Consider the following 20035-nt stretch of genomic DNA (forward strand, 5'->3'; position numbering starts at 1 on the left):
AGGGCTTGACACCCCTTCGGGAGGCTCATAACTTCGCTCTCTGAATCGTTTCATACATACGCCGTTCCGTCGCACGTCACAGGAGCCCTCAAGTGACCGATCTCGCCGCGGTGAAGGCCGCTCTCCAGACCCAGGCAGTCGAGACGCCGTCGTGGGCGTACGGGAACTCGGGGACCCGGTTCAAGGTCTTCGCCCAGGAGGGCGTTCCGCGGACTCCGCAGGAGAAGCTGGAGGACGCGGCGAAGGTCCACGAGTTCACTGGCGTGGCTCCTACGGTCGCCCTGCACATCCCGTGGGACCGGGTCGACGACTTCGGGGCGCTGGGGAAGTTCGCGGAGGACCACGGGCTGAAGCTCGGGGCGATCAACTCGAACACGTTCCAGGACGACGACTACCGGCTCGGGAGTGTGTGTCATCCCGACGCGGCGGTGCGGCGCAAGGCGCTGGATCATCTGCTGGAGTGTGTCGACATCATGGATGCGACGGGCTCCGCCGATCTGAAGCTGTGGTTCGCCGACGGGACGAATTATCCGGGTCAGGATGATCTTTCTGCTCGGCAGGACCGGTTGGGTGAGGCGCTCGCGGCGGTGTACGAGCGGCTTGGGGACGGGCAGCGGATGTTGCTGGAGTACAAGTTCTTCGAGCCGGCGTTCTATGCGACCGATGTGCCGGACTGGGGTACCGCGTACGCGCATTGCCTGAAGCTCGGGCCCAAGGCTCAGGTTGTGGTTGACACCGGGCATCATGCGCCTGGCACCAATATCGAGTTCATCGTCGCGACGTTGTTGCGGGAGGGGAAGCTCGGGGCGTTCGACTTCAACTCGCGGTTCTATGCGGACGATGACCTGATGGTGGGGGCGGCTGATCCCTTTCAGTTGTTCCGGATCATGTATGAGGTCATTCGGGGTGGGGGGTTCACTGCGGATGTCGCCTTCATGCTGGATCAGTGTCACAACATCGAGGCGAAGATTCCGGCGATCATTCGGTCGGTGATGAATGTGCAGGAAGCGACGGCGAAGGCGTTGCTGGTGGACCGGGTGGCGTTGGCCGCGGCGCAGGGGGCGGGGGATGTGCTGGAGGCGAATGCCGTGGTGATGGACGCGTACAACACTGACGTGCGGCCGTTGTTGCGGGAGTTGCGGGAGGAACAGGGGCTCGCCCCTGACCCCATTGCGGCGTATCGGGGCAGTAGGTGGCAGGAGCGGATTGTTGCTGAGCGAGTTGGAGGGCAGCAGGCCGGTTGGGGGGCGTGAGCGGCTGCCTGGATCTGTTGTTTGCGGGGTGCGGACCGTATGTGGCTGGTCGCGCAGTTCCCCGCGCCCCCAAGGGGTAAAGCTCACCTCTCTCGAAAAGGACTGGAAGTTCATGGTTCCGCACCCCGAAGCTGCTGCTCTGCTTGCTCGTTCCAATCGGCTTGGTTCTGATCCTCGTAATACCAACTACGCCGGCGGGAATACCTCCGCCAGGGGCGTCGACACCGATCCCGTCACCGGCGGGGACGTCGAGTTGATGTGGGTCAAGGGGTCCGGAGGGGACCTTGGGACGCTCACCGAGGGTGGGCTCGCTGTGTTGCGGCTGGATCGGATGCGGGCGTTGGTCGACGTGTATCCGGGGGTTGAGCGCGAGGACGAGATGGTGGGCGCGTTCGACTACTGCCTGCACGGTAAGGGGGGCGCGGCGCCTTCGATCGACACCGCCATGCATGGGCTCGTGGACGCGGCGCATGTCGATCATCTGCATCCGGACTCGGGGATCGCGCTTGCCTGTGCCGCTGATGGGGAGAAGCTGACCGCCGAGTGTTTCGGGGACAGCGTGGTGTGGGTGCCCTGGCGGCGGCCCGGATTTCAGTTGGGGCTGGACATCGCTGCCGTGAAGGCGGCCAATCCGCAGGCCGTGGGGTGTGTCCTCGGGGGGCACGGGATCACCGCTTGGGGTGACAGCTCCGAGGAGTGTGAGCGGAACTCGCTGCACATCATCCGGACCGCCGAGGCGTTTCTCGTCGAGCGGGGGAAGGCGGAACCCTTTGGGCCCGTCGTGGATGGGTACGGTGCGCTGCCCGAGGGTGAGCGGCGGGAGCGGGGGGCCGCGCTTGCGCCGTATGTTCGTGCTGTCGCCTCTCAAGACCGGGCGCAGGTGGGGCACTTCACCGATTCCGAGGTCGTGCTTGATTTTCTTGCTCGGGCCGAGCATCCCCGGCTTGCCGCGCTCGGTACCTCCTGCCCCGATCACTTTCTGCGGACCAAGGTCAGGCCGCTCGTTCTCGATCTGCCACCCACCGCTCCGCTGGACGAGGCCATCGCTCGGCTGAAGGAGCTGCATTCCGCCTATCGCGAGGAGTACGCCGCCTACTACCGGCGGCACGCTCTGCCCGACTCCCCCGCGATGCGTGGTGCCGACCCCGCGATCGTGCTGATCCCCGGTGTGGGGATGTTCTCGTTCGGCAAGGACAAGCAGACGGCGCGGGTGGCCGGTGAGTTCTACGTCAACGCCATCAACGTGATGCGTGGGGCCGAGGCCGTGTCCACGTACGCGCCGATCGAGGAGTCGGAGAAGTTCCGTATCGAGTACTGGGCGTTGGAGGAGGCCAAGCTCCAGCGGATGCCCAAGCCGAAGCCGCTTGCCACTCGGGTCGCGCTCGTCACCGGTGCGGGGAGCGGGATCGGGAAGGCCATCGCCCGGCGGTTGGTCGACGAGGGCGCCTGTGTTGTCGTTGCGGATCTCAACTCCGATAGTGCGCAGGCCGTTTCGGAGGAACTGGGTGGGCCCGACAAGGCCGTTGCCGTCACTGTCGATGTGACGGACGAAGGGCAGATCGCGGATGCCTTCAAGGCTGCCCTGCTTGCCTTCGGTGGGGTCGATCTCGTCGTCAACAATGCCGGGATCTCCATCTCCAAGCCCCTGTTGGAGACTTCGGCTCGGGACTGGGATCTGCAGCACGACATCATGGCCCGTGGGTCGTTCCTCGTTTCGCGAGAGGCCGCGCGGGCGATGATCGCGCAGGGGCTCGGGGGCGACATTCTGTACATCGCTTCCAAGAACGCCGTGTTCGCCGGGCCCAACAACATCGCCTACTCGGCCACCAAAGCCGACCAGGCCCATCAGGTACGGCTGCTCGCCGCCGAGTTGGGCGAGCACGGTATCCGGGTCAACGGGATCAACCCGGACGGTGTCGTGCGGGGCTCGGGCATCTTCGCGGGGGGCTGGGGTGCGCAGCGGGCGGCGACCTACGGGATCGAGGAGGAGAAGCTCGGCGAGTTCTACGCCCAGCGGACCATCCTCAAGCGTGAGGTGCTGCCGGAGCATGTCGCCAACGCCGTCTTCGCCCTCACCGGTGGGGACTTGACCCACACCACCGGGCTGCACGTCCCGGTCGACGCCGGCGTTGCGGCCGCCTTCCTTCGGTGAGCGCAGACGTGAACTCGTACGCCGCGGTCGACCTCGGCGCGTCCAGTGGGCGGGTCATGGTCGGCCGCGTCGGAGCCCACTCCCTGGAGTTGACGGAGGCCCATCGTTTTCCCAACCGGCCTGTTCGTACGCCTGAAGGGCTGCGCTGGGACATCCTCTCGCTGTACGCCGGTGTCCTGGACGGGCTCCGGGCCGCGGGTGTACTCACCGGCGGGCGGCTCGACTCGGTCGGTATCGACAGCTGGGCCGTGGACTACGGACTGTTGGACGCGGACGGGGCGTTGTTGGGCAATCCCGTGCACTATCGGGACGCCCGCACGGAGGGCGTCGCCGAGAAGGTGTGGGCGACCGTGCCGGTGGATGAGTTGTACTCGTCCACCGGGTTGCAGTACGCGCCGTTCAACACCCTGTATCAGCTGGCCGCCGCTCGCGACTCTGCCCAACTGGCGCACGCGGAGAGGCTGTTGCTCGTCCCTGATCTGCTGTCGTACTGGCTCACCGGCGAGCAGGGAACCGAGCTGACCAACGCCTCCACCACCCAGCTCATCGATCCCCGGACGCGCGACTGGGCGTACGACATCGCCTCGCGGCTCGGTATCGACCTCGGCCTGTTCGCGTCGTTGCGGCAACCGGGCGATCCTGCCGGGGTGTTGCGGGACGAGGTGGTGGAGGAGACGGGGCTTCGGGGGCCCGTACCGGTGACTGCGGTGGGGTCGCATGACACGGCGTCAGCTGTTGCCGCTGTTCCGGCAGTTGAGGAGCGGTTCGCCTATATCTGTACCGGTACCTGGTCCCTGGCCGGGCTGGAGCTCGACGCGCCCGTGCTCAGCGAGGCCAGTCGTGCCGCCAACTTCACCAATGAGCTGGGGCTCGACGGTACGGTCCGCTATCTGCGCAACATCATGGGGCTGTGGCTGCTTCAGGAGTGCGTACGGGCCTGGGGCGAGCCGGAGTTGGGCGAGTTGCTGCGCGGGGCTGCTCGGGTGCCGGCGCTGCGGTCGGTCGTGGACGCGGGGGACTCGGCGTTCCTGGCACCGGGGCGGATGCCGGAGCGGATCGCCGACGCGTGTCGCGGTTCCGGGCAGCCGGTGCCGGAGTCCCGGGCGGAGATCACGCGGTGCATCCTCGACTCCCTCGCGCTCGCTCATCGGCGGGCGGTCTGCGACGCCCAGGAACTCGCCGGGCGCGGAGTCGATGTGGTGCACATTGTCGGTGGGGGTACGCGCAACGCTCTGTTGTGCCAACTGACCGCCGACGCCTGCGGGTTGCCGGTGGTGGCGGGTCCTACGGAGGCCGCCGCCCTCGGTAATGTGCTCGTCCAGGCGCGGGCCCACGGGCTGGTGGGTGACCTGGCCGGGATGCGGGGGCTGCTCGCCCGTACCCAGCCGTCGACCCGCTATGAACCTCAGGGCGGCACCGCCCGGTGGCGGGCGGCGGAGGCCCGGCTCGCCGCCCGGTGAGCCCGGGGCTCGATGAGACGGTGCCCTCCGGCTCGGCGGCCCGGCTCGGCGCGCGGTGAACCGGGGACTCCCCCTGACGGTGACCTCCGACTACGCTGCATCCATCCGATGATCGACCACTAAGGAGCCGCGATGCGTGTCGCCCTGTTCCTGACTTGCGTCAACGACACGCTCTATCCGGACACCGGGCGCGCCGTGGTGAAACTGCTGACCAGGCTGGGCGTCGAGGTCGACTTCCCGATGGCGCAGACGTGCTGCGGGCAGGCGCACTACAACACCGGTTACCGTCATGAGGCCGAGCCGCTCGCCCGGCATTTCTCCGATGTCTTCGGGGAGTACGAGGCGATCGTCACGCCCTCCGGGTCGTGCGGGGCGATGGTGCGGGAGCTGTATCCGCGCATGGGCGAGCGGGCCCGGGCCGAGGGGCGCGGGGAGACTCTCGCGGCCACGTTGGCGCCGGTGGTGCCGAAGACGTACGAGCTGACCGAGTTCCTCGTGGACGTGCTCGGCGTGACGGATGTCGGCGCCTGCTACCCGCACAAGGTGACCTACCACCCCACCTGCCACGGGTTGCGCAGCCTCGGGCTCGGTGACCGGCCGCTCAAGCTTCTCCAGGCCGTCAAGGGGCTGGAGTTGGTCGAGCTGCCCGGTGCGGACGAGTGCTGCGGGTTCGGCGGGACGTTCGCCGTGAAGAACGCCGATGTCTCGGCGGCGATGGGCGCCGACAAGGTGCGCAACGCCGAGTCGACGGGTGCCGAGGTGCTGTGCGCTGCGGACAACTCCTGCCTCATGCACATCGGCGGCACGATGGCCCGGCTGCACACCGACATGCGGCCGGTGCACATCGCCGAGATTCTGGCCGCGACGGAGACGGAAGAGAAGGCGGGCGCATGAGCGAGACGTTCGTCGGGATGCCCGCGTTCCCGGCCTTCCCCGTGGCCGCGCACGAGGCCGTCAACAACCAGACCCTGCGCGGAAATCTGCGCCACGCCACCCACACGATCCGTGCCAAACGGGCCAAGGCCGTGGCCGAGCTGTCCGACTGGGCCGCCCTGCGCGAGGCCGGCAAGCAGATCAAGGACCACACCCTCCGTCATCTCGACCGGTATCTGGTCCAGTTGGAGGAGTCGGTGACGGCGGCGGGCGGCACCGTCCACTGGGCCGCCGACGCCGACGAGGCCAACCGGATCGTGACTCGACTCGTCAAGGAGACGGGCGAGTCGGAGGTCGTCAAGGTCAAGTCGATGGCCACGCAGGAGATCGGGCTCAACGAAGCCCTGGAGGCTGCGGGCATCCGCGCCTACGAGACCGATCTCGCCGAGCTGATCGTGCAGTTGGGCAAGGACCGCCCCTCGCACATCCTGGTCCCCGCGATCCACCGCAACCGCGGTGAGATCCGGGAGATCTTCGCCCGCGAGATGAGCGAGTGGGGCCGCCCGGCGCCGGACGGGCTGACCGACACGCCCGCCGAACTCGCCGAGGCCGCCCGCCTCCACCTCCGCGAGAAGTTCCTGCGGGCCAAAGTCGGCGTCTCCGGCGCCAACTTCATGGTCGCGGACACCGGCACGCTCGTCGTCGTGGAGTCCGAGGGCAACGGCCGGATGTGCCTCACCCTCCCGGAGACGCTGATCTCGGTCGTCGGCATCGAGAAGATCGTGCCCACCTGGCAGGACCTGGAGGTGTTCCTGCAGACCCTCCCCCGCTCCTCGACCGCCGAGCGCATGAACCCGTACACCAGCACGTGGACGGGTACGACGGACGGGGACGGTCCGCGCAGCTTCCACCTGGTCCTGCTCGACAACGGCCGCACCGACACCCTCGCCGACGAGGTCGGCCGCCAGGCCCTGCGCTGCATCCGCTGCTCGGCCTGTCTGAACGTCTGCCCGGTGTACGAGCGGGCCGGCGGTCACGCCTACGGCTCGGTCTACCCGGGCCCGATCGGCGCGATCCTCAGCCCCCAACTCCGGGGCACGGCAAGCGAGATCGACGCCTCGTTGCCGTATGCCTCCTCCCTGTGCGGTGCCTGCTACGAGGTGTGTCCGGTCGCCATCGACATCCCCGAGGTGCTGGTGCATCTGCGGGAGCGGATCGTGGAGGGCGGGCCGGTGACCCGCGAGGGCAACAAGGTCGTCCTGCAACCCGCCAAGGGCCATGCCGCCGAGCGCGCGGCCATGCGGGCGGCCCGCTGGACGTTCACCCACCCGGGCGCCCTGCGCACCGGCCAGCGGCTCGCGTCCCGCACCCGGCGCTTCCATCCACGGACCCTGCCAGGACCCGGCAAGGCGTGGAGCGGGACCCGGGATCTGCCCGCCGTACCGGCGGAGCCGTTCCGCGACTGGTGGCAGCGCACCAACGGTGGAAAGGACAAGGCCAAGTGAGCAGCAGGGAACGGATCTTGGGCCGCGTGGAGCGCGCGCTCGCGGACGTACCGCAGGACGACACGCCTTACGAGCAGGCCTTCGAGCGCGGTTATCTGCGCGAGCACGGGGACCGGAGTGTCGAGCAGACGGTGGAGCTGCTCGCCGAGAATCTCGCCGACTACCGGGCGCTCGTGCACCGGTGCACGGAGGCCGAACTGGCCGCCGTGATCGCCGGGTTGCTCGCCGAGCGGGGCTCGAAGACCGTCGCCGTACCGCCGGGGCTTGAGCCTGCCTGGCTCGCGGCGGCCGACGTCGGACAGGTCGCGGACCGGGCCGAGAGCACCCCGGCCGAGCTGGACCGGGTCGACAGTGTGGTCACGGCGTGTGCGGTGGCCGTCGCCGAGACCGGCACCATCGTCCTGGACGGCGGCCCGGACCAGGGCCGCCGCCGGATCACGCTCGTCCCCGACCATCACATCTGTGTCGTACGGGTGCCGGACCAGGTGGTCTCCTCGGTCCCCCAGGCGCTCGAACGCCTCGACCCCACACGCCCGTTGACCTGGATCTCCGGTCCCTCCGCGACCAGTGACATCGAGCTGGACCGGGTCGAGGGGGTGCACGGTCCGCGCACCCTGGAGGTGGTGCTGGTGAGTGGTCAGGCCAGCGTGGAGGTGAACTCGTAGCTGCCGGACGGCAGTTGGTAGGACGCGGTGCCGTCCGCGAGGCCGAGGAACTCCACGCCCAGCGCCTCGGCCAGGGGCCGTCTGTCCTCGTGGACGGTCGACGGGTCGGCGGTGGGGATGCGCAGGGTCGCCGTGCTGTTCGCGGGGACGACCGCCCGGTACGTCAACTTGCCGTCCCGCACGCTCCATTCGCTGACGATCTCGCCGTAGGGAGAGACGTGTGAGCCGCGCACCTTCGTGATCCGGCCGGTCGGGTCGATGTGCGGCTGGAGGAAGAAGTGCTGGAAGCCCGGGTGTTCGGGGTCCTTGGCGATGCCGGCCATGCTCTCGTACATCCACTCCATGATCGCGCCGTAGGAGTAGTGGTTGAAGGAGTTCATGTCGACCGGGCCGAAGCCGTCCTGCTTCGAGTACGAGTTCCAGCGCTCCCAGACCGTGGTGGCGCCGTTGGCCACCGAGTACAGCCAGGACGGCATCGCGTTCTGGTGGAGGAGGCTGTACGCAAGGTCGGCGCGGCCCTCGTCGGTGAGGACGGGGGCGATGACGTTCACGCCGAGGAAGCCCACGGCGAGGGTGTTCTCCGGGTAGTCGACGCGGGTGCTGTCGGGGTGGGCCGCCTTGTAGGCCGGGCTGTTGCCTATGTTGTCGGTGAGCAGGGTGACCAGTTGGCGGTGCTGCGACTCGGTGTCGTAGAAGCCGAGTTTGAGGATCCAGAGCAGGGCGGTCTGGGTGTCGTCCTCGGTCTTGCCGGCGCTGTTGCCGGGGGTGTGCGGCGGTGGGTCGCCGAGGCTCGACCGGACGGTCAGCTGTCCGGTGAGGGCGTCGGTGGCGAAGTACTTGGTGATGAAGGCCCGTTTGATGTGGGTGAACAGCCGTTGGTAGGTGGCTGCTTCGGCGGTGCGGCCGGTGGCGCGGGCCATGTCGGCCATGAGGTGGGCGCTGTAGCCGTAGTAGACGTCGCTGATGAGCTGGGTGCTGGTGATCTGGAAGGCGAGCCAGTCGCCGAAGATCGCGCCCTGGCCGGCGTAGATGTCGCCGGTGCGACTCCGGATCCAGTCCAGGTACTTGGTCATCGACGCCCAACTGCGGTCGATGATCGTGGTGTCACCGGACATCTGCCACACGGTCCACGGCACGACGACCCCGCAGTCCGCCCAGCCGCTCGCCGGGAGCGGCTGGCTGAAGCGGTGGCCGGGGGCGACCCACGGGAACTGGGCTCTGCCCGCACCGTAGTTGTGCTGTGAGTCGATCAACGTGTCCTGGAAGTGGCTGAGGAAGGAGACCGCGTCGGTGTTGTACAGGCCGGTGTTGGAGAAGAGCTGGGTGTCGCCGGTCCAGCCGAGGCGTTCGTCGCGTTGCGGGCAGTCGGTGGGTATCCAGAGGTAGTTGCCGCGCTGGCCCCAACGGACGTTGCTGATCAGCTGGTTGACGTCGGTGTCGTCGGTCGTGATGGTGCCGATGTCGTGGAGGGCGGAGGTGGCTGCCTTGCCCGTGAGCTCGACGAGGGTGACGGTCTCGGTCGTGGTGACGGAGACGTACCGGAAGCCGTAGAAGGTCAGCGAGTCCTGGTGGGTCTCGCCCGCCGGGTCGCCCTTCAGGATGTAGGTGCTGGTGGCTTCGGCGGTGCGGAGGTTCGCGCGGTAGACCGAGCCCACGGGGCCGTCGGCGCCCGCGCTGTCGTCGTTGAGCATCTCCCCCGGTTTGAAGGCGACTTGGGCGCCCGCCGGGCCTCGCAGGGTGTAGCGGGGCACGCCGACGAGGTTCTGGCCGAGGTCGATGACGGCGGTGTCGCCGGGGTGCAGGGTGACGGAGACGGTGGACGCCCGCACGGGGTCGGTGACCGTGCGGGTGGGGTCGACGACGATACGGCCCTTGCCGTTCGCGCTGCCGCCTTCCTGACCCGCGGCTCCCGTGACGCCGGTGACTCCCGTGTAGACGGTGACGGAGCGCGGCTTACGGTCCCACTCGGGCATCAGGCGGGCGCTCTCGCCGGGATAGGCGACCAACTGGGCCTCGGGGAAAGGGTCTTGAGCCTCGACGGGCGACCAGGCCGAGGTGTCGAAGCCGTTCGCCGTCCAACCCGGGAGCTCCTTGCGGGCGTCGTAGAACTGGCCGTCGTAGATGTCGTCGGTGCGGTAGGGGCCGGTGTCGGTGGCTCGCCAGTCGGCGCCGGGTGCGGTGACGATCGCCTGGGTGGAGCCGTCGGCGTACCGGATGAGAAGTTTCGCCTTGAGCGCCAGGGGGTTGCCGTCGGCCGAGTAGTGGGTGCTGTTCTCCGCGATGCGGCCGTTGTACCAGCCGTTGCCGAGCACGGCGGCGAGGGTGACCTGTGCCGGGTCCGCGAGCAGGTCCGTGACGTCGTAGGTGAAGTAGTTGACGGTGGTGTCGTAGTTGGTCCAGCCCGGGGGCAGGAACTCGTACGTGGTGCTGTCGCCCTGGGGCACGGAGACGCGTTGGCCGTTGACGTACACGTCGTACACACCGAGTGCGGAGACGTACAGCCGGGCCTCGGTGACCTGCCCGCCCGTCAGTGCTGTCTGGCTGCGCAGGAGTGGTGCGCCGACGGTGTTCGGGCGTTTGCCCGCCATGGCGATCCACTGCGCGCCGTCCCAGCCGGTGACGCCGTCGGTGCTGAGCAGGCCGGTCTCGAAGTGGGCGGTGGGCGCTGCGGTGACGGCGCGGCCGTGCTCGTCCCACACCGTGACCGACCAGTGGTAGCGGGTCGAGGCGCGCAGTTCGGGGCCGGAGTAGCGGACGGCGACCGAGTCCGCCGAGTCGACGCGGCCGCTGTCCCAGACGTCGGCGCTGCCGTGGGTCAGGTGTCGCGGCGAGGTGGCGACCTTGATCCGGTACGCCGTCTGGTGCCGGCCCCGCGCGGTGGACGCCATGCGCCAGCCGAATCTCGGGTGTGCCGCGTCGACGCCGAGCGGGTCGGTGCGGTGTTCCACGGTCAGGCCCGACACCGTGGTGCCGGCGGAGGGGGTTCCGCCGCCGCTGCCTCCCGCCATCGCCGCGGGGACGACGCTCAGGGCGGCCGCCGTGGTGAGCAACGTCCGGCGGCGCAGCCTTCCGTAGCGGGCCGATGCGTCGACTCCGTCGACTCCGTCGTTCATGCCGCTGTCCCTTCGGCCTGCCGGGAGATGGAGGTGCTACGGATCATTCCAGGCTCCGCGTGCCCACGTCACCAGCCGGTGGGACGCTGTTGAAGGGCGGCGGCGGACCGGCGCCGTTAGCGTGAGGACATGATCCGGTTCGAGCAGGTCAGCAAGCGGTACCCGGACGGTACGACGGCCGTGGACGGGCTGTCCTTCGAGGTGAACGAGGGCGAACTCGTCACGCTGGTGGGCCCGTCCGGCTGCGGCAAGACGACGACCATGATGATGGTCAACCGCCTCATCGAGCCCACCTCCGGCCGGATCTTCGTGAACGGCGAGGACATCGCCGGAGTCGACCCGGTGCGCCTGCGCCGCCGTATCGGCTACGTCATCCAGCAGGTCGGGCTCTTCCCGCACCGCACGATCCTCGACAACACGGCGACCGTGCCGTCCCTGGTCGGCTGGAAGCGGGCCAGGGCACGGGAGCGGGCCGCGGAGCTGCTCGATCTGGTGGGCCTCGACCCGAAGACGTACGGCCCGCGCTACCCGGAGCAGTTGTCGGGCGGGCAGCGGCAGCGCGTCGGGGTGGCGCGGGCGCTCGCCGCCGATCCGCCGGTGCTGCTGATGGACGAACCGTTCGGCGCGGTCGACCCGGTGGTGCGGGAGCAGTTGCAGGACGAGTTCCTGCGGATGCAGGCCGCCGTGCGTAAGACGGTGCTCCTGGTCACGCACGACATCGAGGAGGCGGTACGACTCGGCGACCGCATCGCCGTGTACGGGCAGGGGCGGATCGAGCAGTACGACACCCCCGGCGCGGTGCTCGGCACGCCGGCGACGCCGTATGTCGCCGAGTTCGTGGGCGCGGACCGGGGGCTGAAGCGGTTGTCGGTGACGGAGATCGAGCCCGACGACCTGGAACAGCCGCCGGTCGCCCGTGCGGACGAGCAGGCGCAGCGGGCCGCCGACCGGCTGCGGGTGGAGGGCGCGCGGTGGGCAGTGGTCCTAGACGAGCAGGGCGAGTTGCAGGGGTGGGTCAAGGCCGATGAACTCACCGCGGGCGGCACGGTCGGTGAACTCGCCCACCGGATGAACGCGTGGGTCCCCGTAGGTGCCCCGTTGAAGCAGGCGTTCGGCGTGATGCTCCAGCACGATGCCGGGTGGGTCGCCGTGCTGGACGGGGCGCGCTTCCTGGGAGTGCTCACTCCGGCGAAACTGCACGAGGCGCTCCGGCGGTCCGTGGACGCGGACGCGCTCGGGGTGCCTCGGGGGCAGGTGGACTTCGACTCGGTGGCGGATGCGTGAGGGTCGCGCTCCGGCTCAGGAGTAGGTGAGGGGGCAGCCCCGTCGTAGCGCGTGCTGGGCCGCGCGCAGGTACAGGGCCACGTAGAAGGCCGTGTCGAGGTCCTGGCTCCAGGGACCGGGACGGGCGGCCGCCAACTCCTCTGCCTCTCCCTCCAGGAACCAGAAGGTGAGGTCCAGGTTTCCCGTCACCTCCGGTATCTCGACGGGCAGTTCGAGCACCGCGGCCAGCCGCTCGGCGAGGGCGAGCACCTGAGGTGCGCCGACGATCACCGTCTCGTCCGTGTACGCGGAGCCGATGGGCAGCCGTATCTCCTCGTCGAGCGAGACCGGTACCAGCACCGACCAGTCGCCGAGCAACGCCCTTTCCGCAGGGGTCAGTTCGGCGCGGCACAGCGCGTCGAACCCCCGCATGGAGGCGCTCAGCTTCTCCTCGAAGCCCGGGGCAGTGTCCCGCTCGGGCACGGACGTGTACGGCGGCAGCCCGCGCCGCGCCAACTCCGCGTCGAGCCCCTTCGCGATGGCCCCCATGCCCCCTTCCCCCGTGTCCTCACTGAACCACTCCTGCGCGTCGACATCGACGAGATAAACACCCATGCCCGCACCGTACAAGCCGGCACTGACAATGCCCCGGCCTCACTTCAACAGCCCCTTGTCCTTGAGATACGTCCGAGCCACGTCCTGCGCCAACCGCCGCCAGCTGTCGACCTGTTGGTTCATGGAGGCCAGGTCCGCAGTGGTGAGAACGTCGTTGAGTTTCCCCAGCGCCTTGGTCACGCCGGTGCTCCCCGCCCGGGAGCGGTTGACGACCGGGACGACGTAGTCGGCGTTCTGGAGGTGCTTGTCGTCGGTGAGGAGGACCAGGCCGAACTGGTCGAGGGTGGCGTCGGTCGTCGTGGTCAGCACCATCTGGTCCTGGCCGTTCTGCACCGCGCTCTTCGCCTGGGTCGTGCCGACGCCCTTCGGGTCGACGGCGGTGATGTCGATGCCGTAGACCTTCTTCAACCCTGGTTCGCAGTACGGCCGTTGGACACACTCGTCACCCGCCGCGAGCCGCACCTTCAGCCCCGAGGCGCCAAGGTCGCTGAGGGTCTTGAGGCGGTGTTCCTCGGCGTACGAGCGGGCCACGGCGAAGGCGTTCTGGTCGACGGCCTTGCCGGGGTCGAGGACCGTGAGGCCGCGGGGTGTGGCCAGTCGGCGGAGTGCCTTCATCGTGGTGGCGAGGTCGGGTGAGCCGACGGCCGGTGCGTCGGGGCCGTTGGTCTTGGCGTTGAGCCAGTCGGCGAAGGTGGCCGCGTACTCGGGTACGACGTCGATCTGCCCTGATTCCAGGGCCGGTTCGTAGAGTTCGCGGTTGGCGACGGTGAGCAGGGAGGTCTTGTAGCCGGCCTGCTTCAGCAGCAGCGCGTACATCTGTGCGAGCAGGTCGCTCTCGGTGAATCCGGCCGAGCCGATGGTCAGGTGATGGCTGTCGCCGGGTGGCGCGGTGACAGCGCCCTTGTTCTCCAGGGACGGCCCGGTCGAGCAACCGGTGACCAGGAGGAGGAGACCGGCCGCGGCCGCACGTCGCTTCATCGCGCTCTCCCCGCCCACCGGGGCGCCAGCCGTTCGGCGACCTCGAAGACGCCCTCGACGAGCAACGCGAACACGGCGACGAGCACCGCCCCGGCCACCACCTGCGCGGTGTTGGCGAGGTTGAAGCCGGCGGTGATGATGCGGCCGAGTCCGCCGCCGCCCGCGAGTGCGGCGATCGTGGCGGTGGCGACGAGTTGGACGGCCGCGATCCGTACGCCGTTCATCAACAGCGGCAGGGAGAGCGGCAGTTCGACGCGGAAGAGCATCTGACGGCCCGTCATTCCCATTCCGCGCGCGGCCCGCACCACATCGCGGTCGACCTCGCGCATGCCGACGTAGGCGTTGGTGAGCAGGGGCGGTACGGCGAACAGGACGAGGGCGACGACGGTGGGTCCCTCGCCCCATTTGCCGATCGGGGTCAGGAGCAGCAGGACCAGGACGGCGAAGGTGGGCACCGCGCGGCCGATGTTGGAGATGTTCACGGCGAGTGCGCCGCCCTTGCCGAGGTGACCGAGGACGAGGGCGATCGGCAGCGCGATCACGCAACTGATGACCAGGCAGACGACCGTGAGGACGAGGTGCTGCGCGAGCCGGTGCCAGATGCCGTCGTCACCGCTCCAGTGGGCGGAGTCGGTGAGCCAGTGCCAGGCGTCGGTAAGGGTGTTCATCCGCGGACCGCCCTCGTCCAGGGGGTGATGAGCCGTTGCACGAGCAGGAGGAGCAGGTCGGCCACGATCGCGATCACCACGCACAGCACGGACGCGGTGAGCACCTGTGCCTTGAAGTAGGTGTTCATGCCCGCGTAGATGAGGTTGCCGAGTCCCCCGAAGCCGACGATCGCGCCGACCGTGACCAGCGAGACCGCCGAGACGGTGGCGATGCGGAGGCCTGCCATCGCGGCGGGGAGCGCGAGGGGCAGTTCCACGGTGAGAAGGAGGCGGATCGGGCCGTAGCCCATGCCGCGTGCGGCCTGTCGGGTCTCTTCGGGTACGGCGCGCAGGCCCGCGAGGATGTTGCGGACCAGCAGGGTGAGTGAGTAGAGGACGAGTCCGGCGACGACGAGGGTGGCCGAGAGGCCGTAGACCGGCAGGAGCAGCGAGAACATCGCCAGGGACGGGATCGTGTAGAGGATCGTCGTCACCGCGAGCACCGGTCCCGCGGCCCAGCCCCAGCGGCGGGCCACCACCGCGAGCGGGAGGGCGATCGCCAGGCCGATGAGCACGGAGACCGAGGTCAGTTGCAGATGTTGGACGACCGCGTCGACGAGGATGTGGCGGCGGGTGCTCAGGTACTCGCCGCAGATCCACTCGTTGCGGGCGAGGCAGTCGTCCGGGGGCGCGGTCACAGGTCCATTGCATCGGGCGGGGCCGGGGGCGGCGCGTTCTGGTGACCCGTACGGGCGTCGGTCAGGGGTTTCGGTCAGGGGTTCCCGTAGGTGGAGAGGGACGCGATGCCTCGACGCAGTAGGACGGACCGGGCCCGGCCGGGGGGTGTCGCTGAGTACACCCCGGGATACGGGTTCTGCGCCCAATGTGCGTAACCGGCGTTCTCCGTAGCGTCGTTGGCGAGGCACAGGGCGTGCCGCACGGAGGGTGATGGCGATGTTTCGCACCGCACGACGCACGCAGGACAAGGGACCCGCCGCCGAGGCGCTGCGGCTGGTCAAGGTGAGCAGGACCTACGGCCGTGACGACAGCGCCGTGACCGCGCTGGACGGGGTCACGCTGAGCCTGGAGCGCGGCACTTTCACGGCGGTGATGGGGCCGTCGGGGTCCGGCAAGTCGACGCTGTTGCAGTGCGCGGCGGGGCTCGACCGGCCGGACAGCGGGATCGTGATGGTCGACGGCGCGGAGATGACGGGCGGGAGCGAGGCCGAGCTGACGCGGTTCCGGCGCAGTCGGATCGGGTTCGTGTTCCAGCAGTACAACCTCCTCGACACGCTCACCGTCGCGCAGAACACCGTCCTTCCGCTGAAGCTCGCGGGGCGGCGCGTCGACCGGCGGCGGGCCCAGGAGGTGCTGACCTCGGTCGGTCTCGGCGACCGGCTCGGTCACCGTCCCGACCAGCTGTCCGGCGGTCAGCGGCAGCGGGTCGCCATCGCCCGCGCCCTGGTCACCGAACCCCGGGTGATCTTCGCGGACGAGCCGACCGGCGCCCTGGACACGCGCAGCGCGCGGGGCGTGCTGCTGCTGTTGCAGGAGGCGGTACGGGTGCACGGCCGGACCGTGGTGATGGTGACCCACGACCCGGTCGCCGCCTCGTACGCCGACTCGGTGGTGTTCCTCGCGGACGGTCGGCTCGCCGGCCGGATGCACGCGCCGACCGTCGACGCGGTCGCCGAGCGGCTCGCGCACCTGGGCGACGATATGACGGCGGGGGTGTGACCGATGTTCGTACTGGCGATGCGCTCGGTCCGGCAACGGCCGGGCCGCTTCCTGGCCACCCTGCTGGCCGCGTTCCTCGGCGCGGCGATCATCATGACGTTCAACTCCCTTCAGGACACGGCGAATCGGCACGGCATCGACTCGGTCAGCGTCGACACGCTGTCCACGTCGGCGAGTGTCGTCGGCGGTTACGGCACCTTGCTGGTGTTCTTCGCCGTCGCTTCGACGCTGACCGTCAACGTCCGTCAGCGGTCGAGGGAGTTGGAGACCCTGCGCTGCTCGGGGGCGACCCCCGCGCAGCTGAAGCGGATGGTCGTGGGTGAGGCGGTGGCGGTCGCTCTGCTGGGCACGGTCCTCGCCGTCGGTCCCGCGATGCTCGGCGGCCGGGCTCTGCTCGGGGCGTTCAAGGACAGTGGTCAGGTGGCCCGCTCCGTCGACTACTCCTTCGGACCCTTCGCGCTCCAATCGGGCCTGGGCATCACGCTGTTGGCGTCCGCGGGCGCCGCGTTCCTGGCCGTACGGCGGGCGACGCGCGGGCAACGGCGGCGGGGCCGGGCGCGGACGTTCCTCGCCTACGCCGTCCTCGTCGCCGGTGTGGTGTCGGTGACGGCGACCTTCGCCTTCTCCGCCACGGACGCGGCGTTGATGGCGGCGCCGGCGTACGGGGCGATCCTGCTGTCGGTCGGCCTGTCCCTGCTGGCGCCGCGGCTGCTGAAGGGCCTGCTGGACCGGCTCCAACTGACCGGCGCGAGCGGGTGGTTGGCGGTCCGCAACCTGCGCGAGCGGGCCGACCGGCTCGCCGGGATCCTGATGTCGCTGATCCTGTTCACGGCGGTGTCCACGGCGACGCTGTACATGCAGGCGGTGGAGAGCGACGCGGTGAGGGCCTCGGGCCTGACGAAGTCCGTGGACGCGAAGAACCTGGAGACCCTCAACTTCACGGTCGTCGGCATCATCGTGGTCTTCGTCTGCGTGATGCTGGTCAACTCCCTGTACGCGGCGACGACTTACCGCGCCCGGGAGTTCGGCGGGCAGCGCCTGGCGGGCGCGACTCCGGGGCAGGTGCTGCGCACGGTCGGCACCGAGACGGCGATCCTCACCATCACCGGCGTCCTGTCAGGCACGGCGGCCGCGCTGGCGGGAATCATCCCGTTCACCATGGTCCGCACGGACTCGGTGCTCCCTCACCAGGGGCTGGGGATCTGGCTGACGGTCGTCGCGGTGGCGGCGACGGTGACCCTGGGGACGAGCCTGCTGACGGCCCGGCGTGTGCTGCGTACACCGGCGGTGGAGGCGGTGGCACTGGCCGCGTGAGTCAAGCCGGACGGGAAAGTGGGGCAGCCGCTACGGCGGCTGCCCCTTGACCTACGGTCCGGCTGGGCCCTCGGGCGTCATTTCAGTTGGCGTGATCTTGCGGCGGTCCGGGGTATATGACTCGCCTGGCGGGCGGCCCGGCGCGGCCGGCTCTGAACGGCCGCCGCCGGTGTCTCACCCGGCGCCGATCGGGCCGCACATCAGGTTGCCGGGTTCGGCGGGGTCGTCGCTGATCCAGAACTGGGTCCACAGCGCGGCGAACTCGGGGCGGCTGAGGTAGCCGTCGGCGTCCTGGTCGAGCCGGTCGAAGACACCGCCGGTCTCCACGGGCCGCCCGTGCCAGGTGTCGACGAGACGCTGGTGCTCGCCGCGCGAGATGCGCCCGTCGGCGTTCTCGTCGACCGCGTCGAAGATGGTGTCGGCGGTCGCGGTGACGGCCTCGGGGATGGTCGGCAGGTGGTCGACCATGGCGAGGATGTCGTCCATGTCGATCCGGCCGTCCCGGTCCGTGTCCACGGTCTCCGACAGATGCTGCCACCAGCCCTTCAGCACACCGTCCACGCGCGCCGCCAGTTCCGATCCCTCTCTCCTGACTCGCGGCAGTCGGCCCCAGCGGTCCGCCAGGGCCACGAAGTCCGCCTCCTCCAGATAGCCGTTGCCGTCCGCGTCGAACGCCTCGAACATGGCCCGCAGCTTGGTCCGTTGGAACTCGCTGGACATCACATGTCTCCTCGCTCGCAGTACTGCAGTGCTGAGGACATGCTTTCCGCGGCCGGCCGGCCCGCAACGGCGCTCACGCTCACCGCGGCGGGCACCCGTGCGCCCACGCGCCCGCCCGGTGCGCCGGGCGCCGGTTTGCCCGCGGCGGACGGAGGACGGACCCCGGCAAGCGTCCACGCCCGCCGAAGGCCACCGCCGATTCCGTACCCTTGCGGCATGCGCATGCGCCCCACCCTCAGCTGGACCCCCGCGTCGGCGGACCTGCTGCCCGGCACCACCGACCTGGAGCCGGTCGTCGACGCGCTGAGCGCCGGCGGTGTCCTGGTGCTCAGCGGGGCGGGCCTCTCCACGGAGTCGGGCATCCCCGACTACCGGGGCGAGGGCGGGAGCCTGAGCCGGCACACCCCGATGACCTACCAGGACTTCACCGCGAGCGCGCACGCGCGGCGCCGGTACTGGGCGCGCAGTCACCTCGGCTGGCGCACCTTCGGGCGGGCCCGCCCCAACGCGGGACACCTGGCGGTTGCCGCCTTCGCCCGGGACGCCCGCGTCTCGGGCGTGATCACCCAGAACGTCGACGGCCTGCACCAGGCCGCCGGCAGCGAGGGCGTCGTGGAGCTCCACGGCAGTCTGGACCGGGTCGTGTGCCTCTCCTGCCGCGCCATCGGCCCGCGCCGCGAACTCGCCCGGCGCCTGGAGGCCGAGAACCCGGGCTACGACCCGGTCGCCGCCGGGATCAACCCGGACGGTGACGCCGACCTCACCGACGCGCAGGTCGGGGACTTCCAGGTCGTGCCGTGCGCCGACTGCGGGGGCGTCCTCAAACCGGACGTGGTGTTCTTCGGCGAGGCGGTTCCGCCGCAGCGCGTCGAGGACTGCCGGCGGCTGGTCCGCGAGTCGACCGCGCTGCTGGTCCTCGGTTCGTCGCTGACGGTGATGTCCGGGCTGCGGTTCGTCCGTCAGGCGGCGCAGGAGGGCAAGCCGGTGCTGATCGTCAACCGGGACCCCACCCGGGGCGACCCGCACGCCCGCACCCGGGTCGCGCTGCCGCTGGGATCGGCCCTGACGACCGTCGCCGACCGGCTCGGCATCCCGGTCGGCGGGCCGACGGACTGAGGAACAAGTAGTGCCGCGCACCGCGGACACGCTGGTGGTGATCGCCGTTCAGGCAACCCCCGCCGCGTCCAGCAACGTCCGCACGGTCTCGACGGTCAACCCGTCCAACGTCTCCAGCTTCGCTCCGGCCCGAGCATTCGCACCGTCGAAGACCAGCATCAACTGCCGTGCCAGCAGCTCCGGTTCACGTGCCCCGCCCAACTCCGCCTGGACCCGGAACGCGTCCTGCATCCGCTCCTTGGACACCCGGGCCACCACACTCGCCGGATGCTCGGGATCCTTCAGCTCGACCAGCGCGGCGAGATAGGGGCACCCCATGAACCCGGGTTCGGTCGACACCTTCTCCACCTGCTCGAAGATGTACAGGATGCGCTCGCGTGGCGTACCGGCGTCGTCCGCACCGGGGGCCAGTCGCGCCGCATACCCGGGCGCGCGCCGCTCCAGGCTCGCGGCGAGGACCTCGTCCTTGCTGTCGAAGAGCTGGTACATCGACCGCTTCGAGACCCCGGCGGACTTGCACAGCGCCTCCACGCCGATGGAGACGCCGTCGCGGTAGAACAGCTCGGCCGCCGCATCGAGCAGCCGGTCTCGAGGGGACGCCTTGTCTGTCGTGGCCATACCCCG

The 20035-nt window shown here is 69.7% G+C and carries 17 protein-coding genes; 10 read left to right on the forward strand and 7 right to left on the reverse strand.

Features of this window, described 5'->3' with window-relative positions; all coding sequences use genetic code 11:
• The first annotated feature begins 92 nt into the window (after window positions 1–92).
• The 6 genes from rhaI to OG504_RS07205 all read left to right on the forward strand — a co-directional run bounded on the left by rhaI (window position 93) and on the right by OG504_RS07205 (window position 7908).
• Window positions 93–1253: an L-rhamnose isomerase gene (rhaI, locus tag OG504_RS07180; RefSeq protein ID WP_405988971.1), complete on the forward strand. Its 1161-nt coding sequence runs from the start codon at window positions 93–95 to the stop codon at window positions 1251–1253.
• 112 nt (window positions 1254–1365) lie between these two features.
• Window positions 1366–3405 (forward strand): bifunctional aldolase/short-chain dehydrogenase, encoded by a 2040-nt coding sequence (locus tag OG504_RS07185; protein WP_405988972.1) that lies wholly within the window; start codon window positions 1366–1368, stop codon window positions 3403–3405.
• 8 nt (window positions 3406–3413) lie between these two features.
• Entirely contained in the window at window positions 3414–4865 is a 1452-nt protein-coding gene (locus tag OG504_RS07190) for a rhamnulokinase family protein (protein ID WP_405996271.1), read from the forward strand.
• Window positions 4866–4997: 132 nt separating this feature from the next.
• Window positions 4998–5759 (forward strand): (Fe-S)-binding protein, encoded by a 762-nt coding sequence (locus OG504_RS07195; protein WP_405988973.1) that lies wholly within the window; start codon window positions 4998–5000, stop codon window positions 5757–5759.
• Complete coding sequence (locus OG504_RS07200; protein ID WP_405988974.1) at window positions 5756–7243, forward strand: LutB/LldF family L-lactate oxidation iron-sulfur protein; 1488 nt, start codon at window positions 5756–5758, stop codon at window positions 7241–7243. The genes OG504_RS07195 and OG504_RS07200 overlap by 4 nt, the downstream gene beginning before the upstream one ends.
• Window positions 7240–7908 carry a lactate utilization protein C gene (locus OG504_RS07205; RefSeq protein ID WP_405988975.1) on the forward strand — a complete coding sequence of 223 codons (669 nt, stop codon included), beginning with the start codon at window positions 7240–7242 and terminating at the stop codon, window positions 7906–7908. The genes OG504_RS07200 and OG504_RS07205 overlap by 4 nt, the downstream gene beginning before the upstream one ends.
• Here the strand turns inward: OG504_RS07205 and OG504_RS07210 are convergent.
• On the reverse strand, window positions 7881–11021 hold the full coding sequence (locus tag OG504_RS07210) for a family 78 glycoside hydrolase catalytic domain (RefSeq protein WP_405988976.1): 3141 nt from the start codon (window positions 11019–11021) through the stop codon (window positions 7881–7883). The two genes, OG504_RS07205 and OG504_RS07210, sit on opposite strands and share 28 nt — an antisense overlap.
• A 129-nt stretch (window positions 11022–11150) precedes the next feature.
• Here OG504_RS07210 and OG504_RS07215 point away from each other — a divergent pair, with 129 nt between their 5' ends.
• On the forward strand, window positions 11151–12305 hold the full coding sequence (locus OG504_RS07215; RefSeq protein ID WP_405988977.1) for a betaine/proline/choline family ABC transporter ATP-binding protein: 1155 nt from the start codon (window positions 11151–11153) through the stop codon (window positions 12303–12305).
• Between the two features lie 15 nt (window positions 12306–12320).
• On the opposite strand, the gene OG504_RS07220 is transcribed toward OG504_RS07215, so the two are convergent.
• From OG504_RS07220 to OG504_RS07235, 4 genes are read right to left on the reverse strand one after another with little or no spacing between them, the layout of a single operon-like run.
• A complete protein-coding gene (locus OG504_RS07220; RefSeq protein ID WP_405988978.1) occupies window positions 12321–12899 on the reverse strand; it encodes a hypothetical protein in 579 nt (192 codons plus the stop codon).
• A 39-nt stretch (window positions 12900–12938) separates the two neighbouring features.
• Window positions 12939–13877, reverse strand: coding sequence for an ABC transporter substrate-binding protein (locus OG504_RS07225; RefSeq protein WP_405988979.1), 939 nt, complete (start codon window positions 13875–13877; stop codon window positions 12939–12941).
• Window positions 13874–14545 carry an ABC transporter permease gene (locus tag OG504_RS07230; RefSeq protein ID WP_405988980.1) on the reverse strand — a complete coding sequence of 224 codons (672 nt, stop codon included), beginning with the start codon at window positions 14543–14545 and terminating at the stop codon, window positions 13874–13876. Before OG504_RS07230 ends, OG504_RS07225 begins: the two co-directional genes overlap by 4 nt.
• Complete coding sequence (locus OG504_RS07235) at window positions 14542–15222, reverse strand: ABC transporter permease (RefSeq protein ID WP_405988981.1); 681 nt, start codon at window positions 15220–15222, stop codon at window positions 14542–14544. The genes OG504_RS07230 and OG504_RS07235 overlap by 4 nt, the downstream gene beginning before the upstream one ends.
• 256 nt (window positions 15223–15478) lie before the next feature.
• Between OG504_RS07235 and OG504_RS07240 the strand changes: the two genes are divergently transcribed.
• Together OG504_RS07240 and OG504_RS07245 are read left to right on the forward strand one after the other, a co-directional pair.
• Window positions 15479–16261 (forward strand): ABC transporter ATP-binding protein, encoded by a 783-nt coding sequence (locus OG504_RS07240; protein ID WP_405988982.1) that lies wholly within the window; start codon window positions 15479–15481, stop codon window positions 16259–16261.
• Window positions 16262–16264: 3 nt separating this feature from the next.
• Window positions 16265–17575, forward strand: a complete 1311-nt coding sequence (locus OG504_RS07245; RefSeq protein WP_405988983.1) for an FtsX-like permease family protein — start codon at window positions 16265–16267, stop codon at window positions 17573–17575.
• Between the two features lie 174 nt (window positions 17576–17749).
• Here the strand turns inward: OG504_RS07245 and OG504_RS07250 are convergent, their stop codons facing one another.
• Window positions 17750–18295 carry an EF-hand domain-containing protein gene (locus OG504_RS07250; RefSeq protein WP_352113514.1) on the reverse strand — a complete coding sequence of 182 codons (546 nt, stop codon included), beginning with the start codon at window positions 18293–18295 and terminating at the stop codon, window positions 17750–17752.
• Between the two features lie 216 nt (window positions 18296–18511).
• Here OG504_RS07250 and OG504_RS07255 point away from each other — a divergent pair, with 216 nt between their 5' ends.
• The gene (locus tag OG504_RS07255) at window positions 18512–19411 is read left to right on the forward strand and encodes an NAD-dependent protein deacetylase (protein WP_405988984.1); all 900 of its coding nucleotides are present in this window, start codon (window positions 18512–18514) and stop codon (window positions 19409–19411) included.
• 48 nt (window positions 19412–19459) lie between these two features.
• On the opposite strand, the gene OG504_RS07260 is transcribed toward OG504_RS07255, so the two are convergent.
• Window positions 19460–20029, reverse strand: coding sequence for a TetR/AcrR family transcriptional regulator (locus OG504_RS07260; protein WP_405988985.1), 570 nt, complete (start codon window positions 20027–20029; stop codon window positions 19460–19462).
• Between the last annotated feature and the right edge of the window lie 6 nt (window positions 20030–20035).

Origin of the sequence: Streptomyces sp. NBC_00986 (assembly GCF_045162565.1) — a bacterium.
In the GTDB taxonomy this organism is placed as follows: Bacteria; Actinomycetota; Actinomycetes; order Streptomycetales; family Streptomycetaceae; genus Streptomyces.

Coding starts and splice junctions, on each gene's coding strand:
- OG504_RS07250 (WP_352113514.1), bottom strand. CDS start 18,295: ATGTCCAGCGAGTTCCAACGGACCAAGCTGCGGGCCATGTTCGAGGCG.
- OG504_RS07230 (WP_405988980.1), bottom strand. CDS start 14,545: ATGAACACCCTTACCGACGCCTGGCACTGGCTCACCGACTCCGCCCAC.
- OG504_RS07240 (WP_405988982.1), top strand. CDS start 15,479: ATGTTTCGCACCGCACGACGCACGCAGGACAAGGGACCCGCCGCCGAG.
- OG504_RS07225 (WP_405988979.1), bottom strand. CDS start 13,877: ATGAAGCGACGTGCGGCCGCGGCCGGTCTCCTCCTCCTGGTCACCGGT.
- OG504_RS07185 (WP_405988972.1), top strand. CDS start 1,366: ATGGTTCCGCACCCCGAAGCTGCTGCTCTGCTTGCTCGTTCCAATCGG.
- OG504_RS07260 (WP_405988985.1), bottom strand. CDS start 20,029: ATGGCCACGACAGACAAGGCGTCCCCTCGAGACCGGCTGCTCGATGCG.
- OG504_RS07200 (WP_405988974.1), top strand. CDS start 5,756: ATGAGCGAGACGTTCGTCGGGATGCCCGCGTTCCCGGCCTTCCCCGTG.
- OG504_RS07210 (WP_405988976.1), bottom strand. CDS start 11,021: ATGAACGACGGAGTCGACGGAGTCGACGCATCGGCCCGCTACGGAAGG.
- OG504_RS07215 (WP_405988977.1), top strand. CDS start 11,151: ATGATCCGGTTCGAGCAGGTCAGCAAGCGGTACCCGGACGGTACGACG.
- OG504_RS07220 (WP_405988978.1), bottom strand. CDS start 12,899: ATGGGTGTTTATCTCGTCGATGTCGACGCGCAGGAGTGGTTCAGTGAG.
- OG504_RS07195 (WP_405988973.1), top strand. CDS start 4,998: ATGCGTGTCGCCCTGTTCCTGACTTGCGTCAACGACACGCTCTATCCG.
- OG504_RS07245 (WP_405988983.1), top strand. CDS start 16,265: ATGTTCGTACTGGCGATGCGCTCGGTCCGGCAACGGCCGGGCCGCTTC.
- OG504_RS07255 (WP_405988984.1), top strand. CDS start 18,512: ATGCGCATGCGCCCCACCCTCAGCTGGACCCCCGCGTCGGCGGACCTG.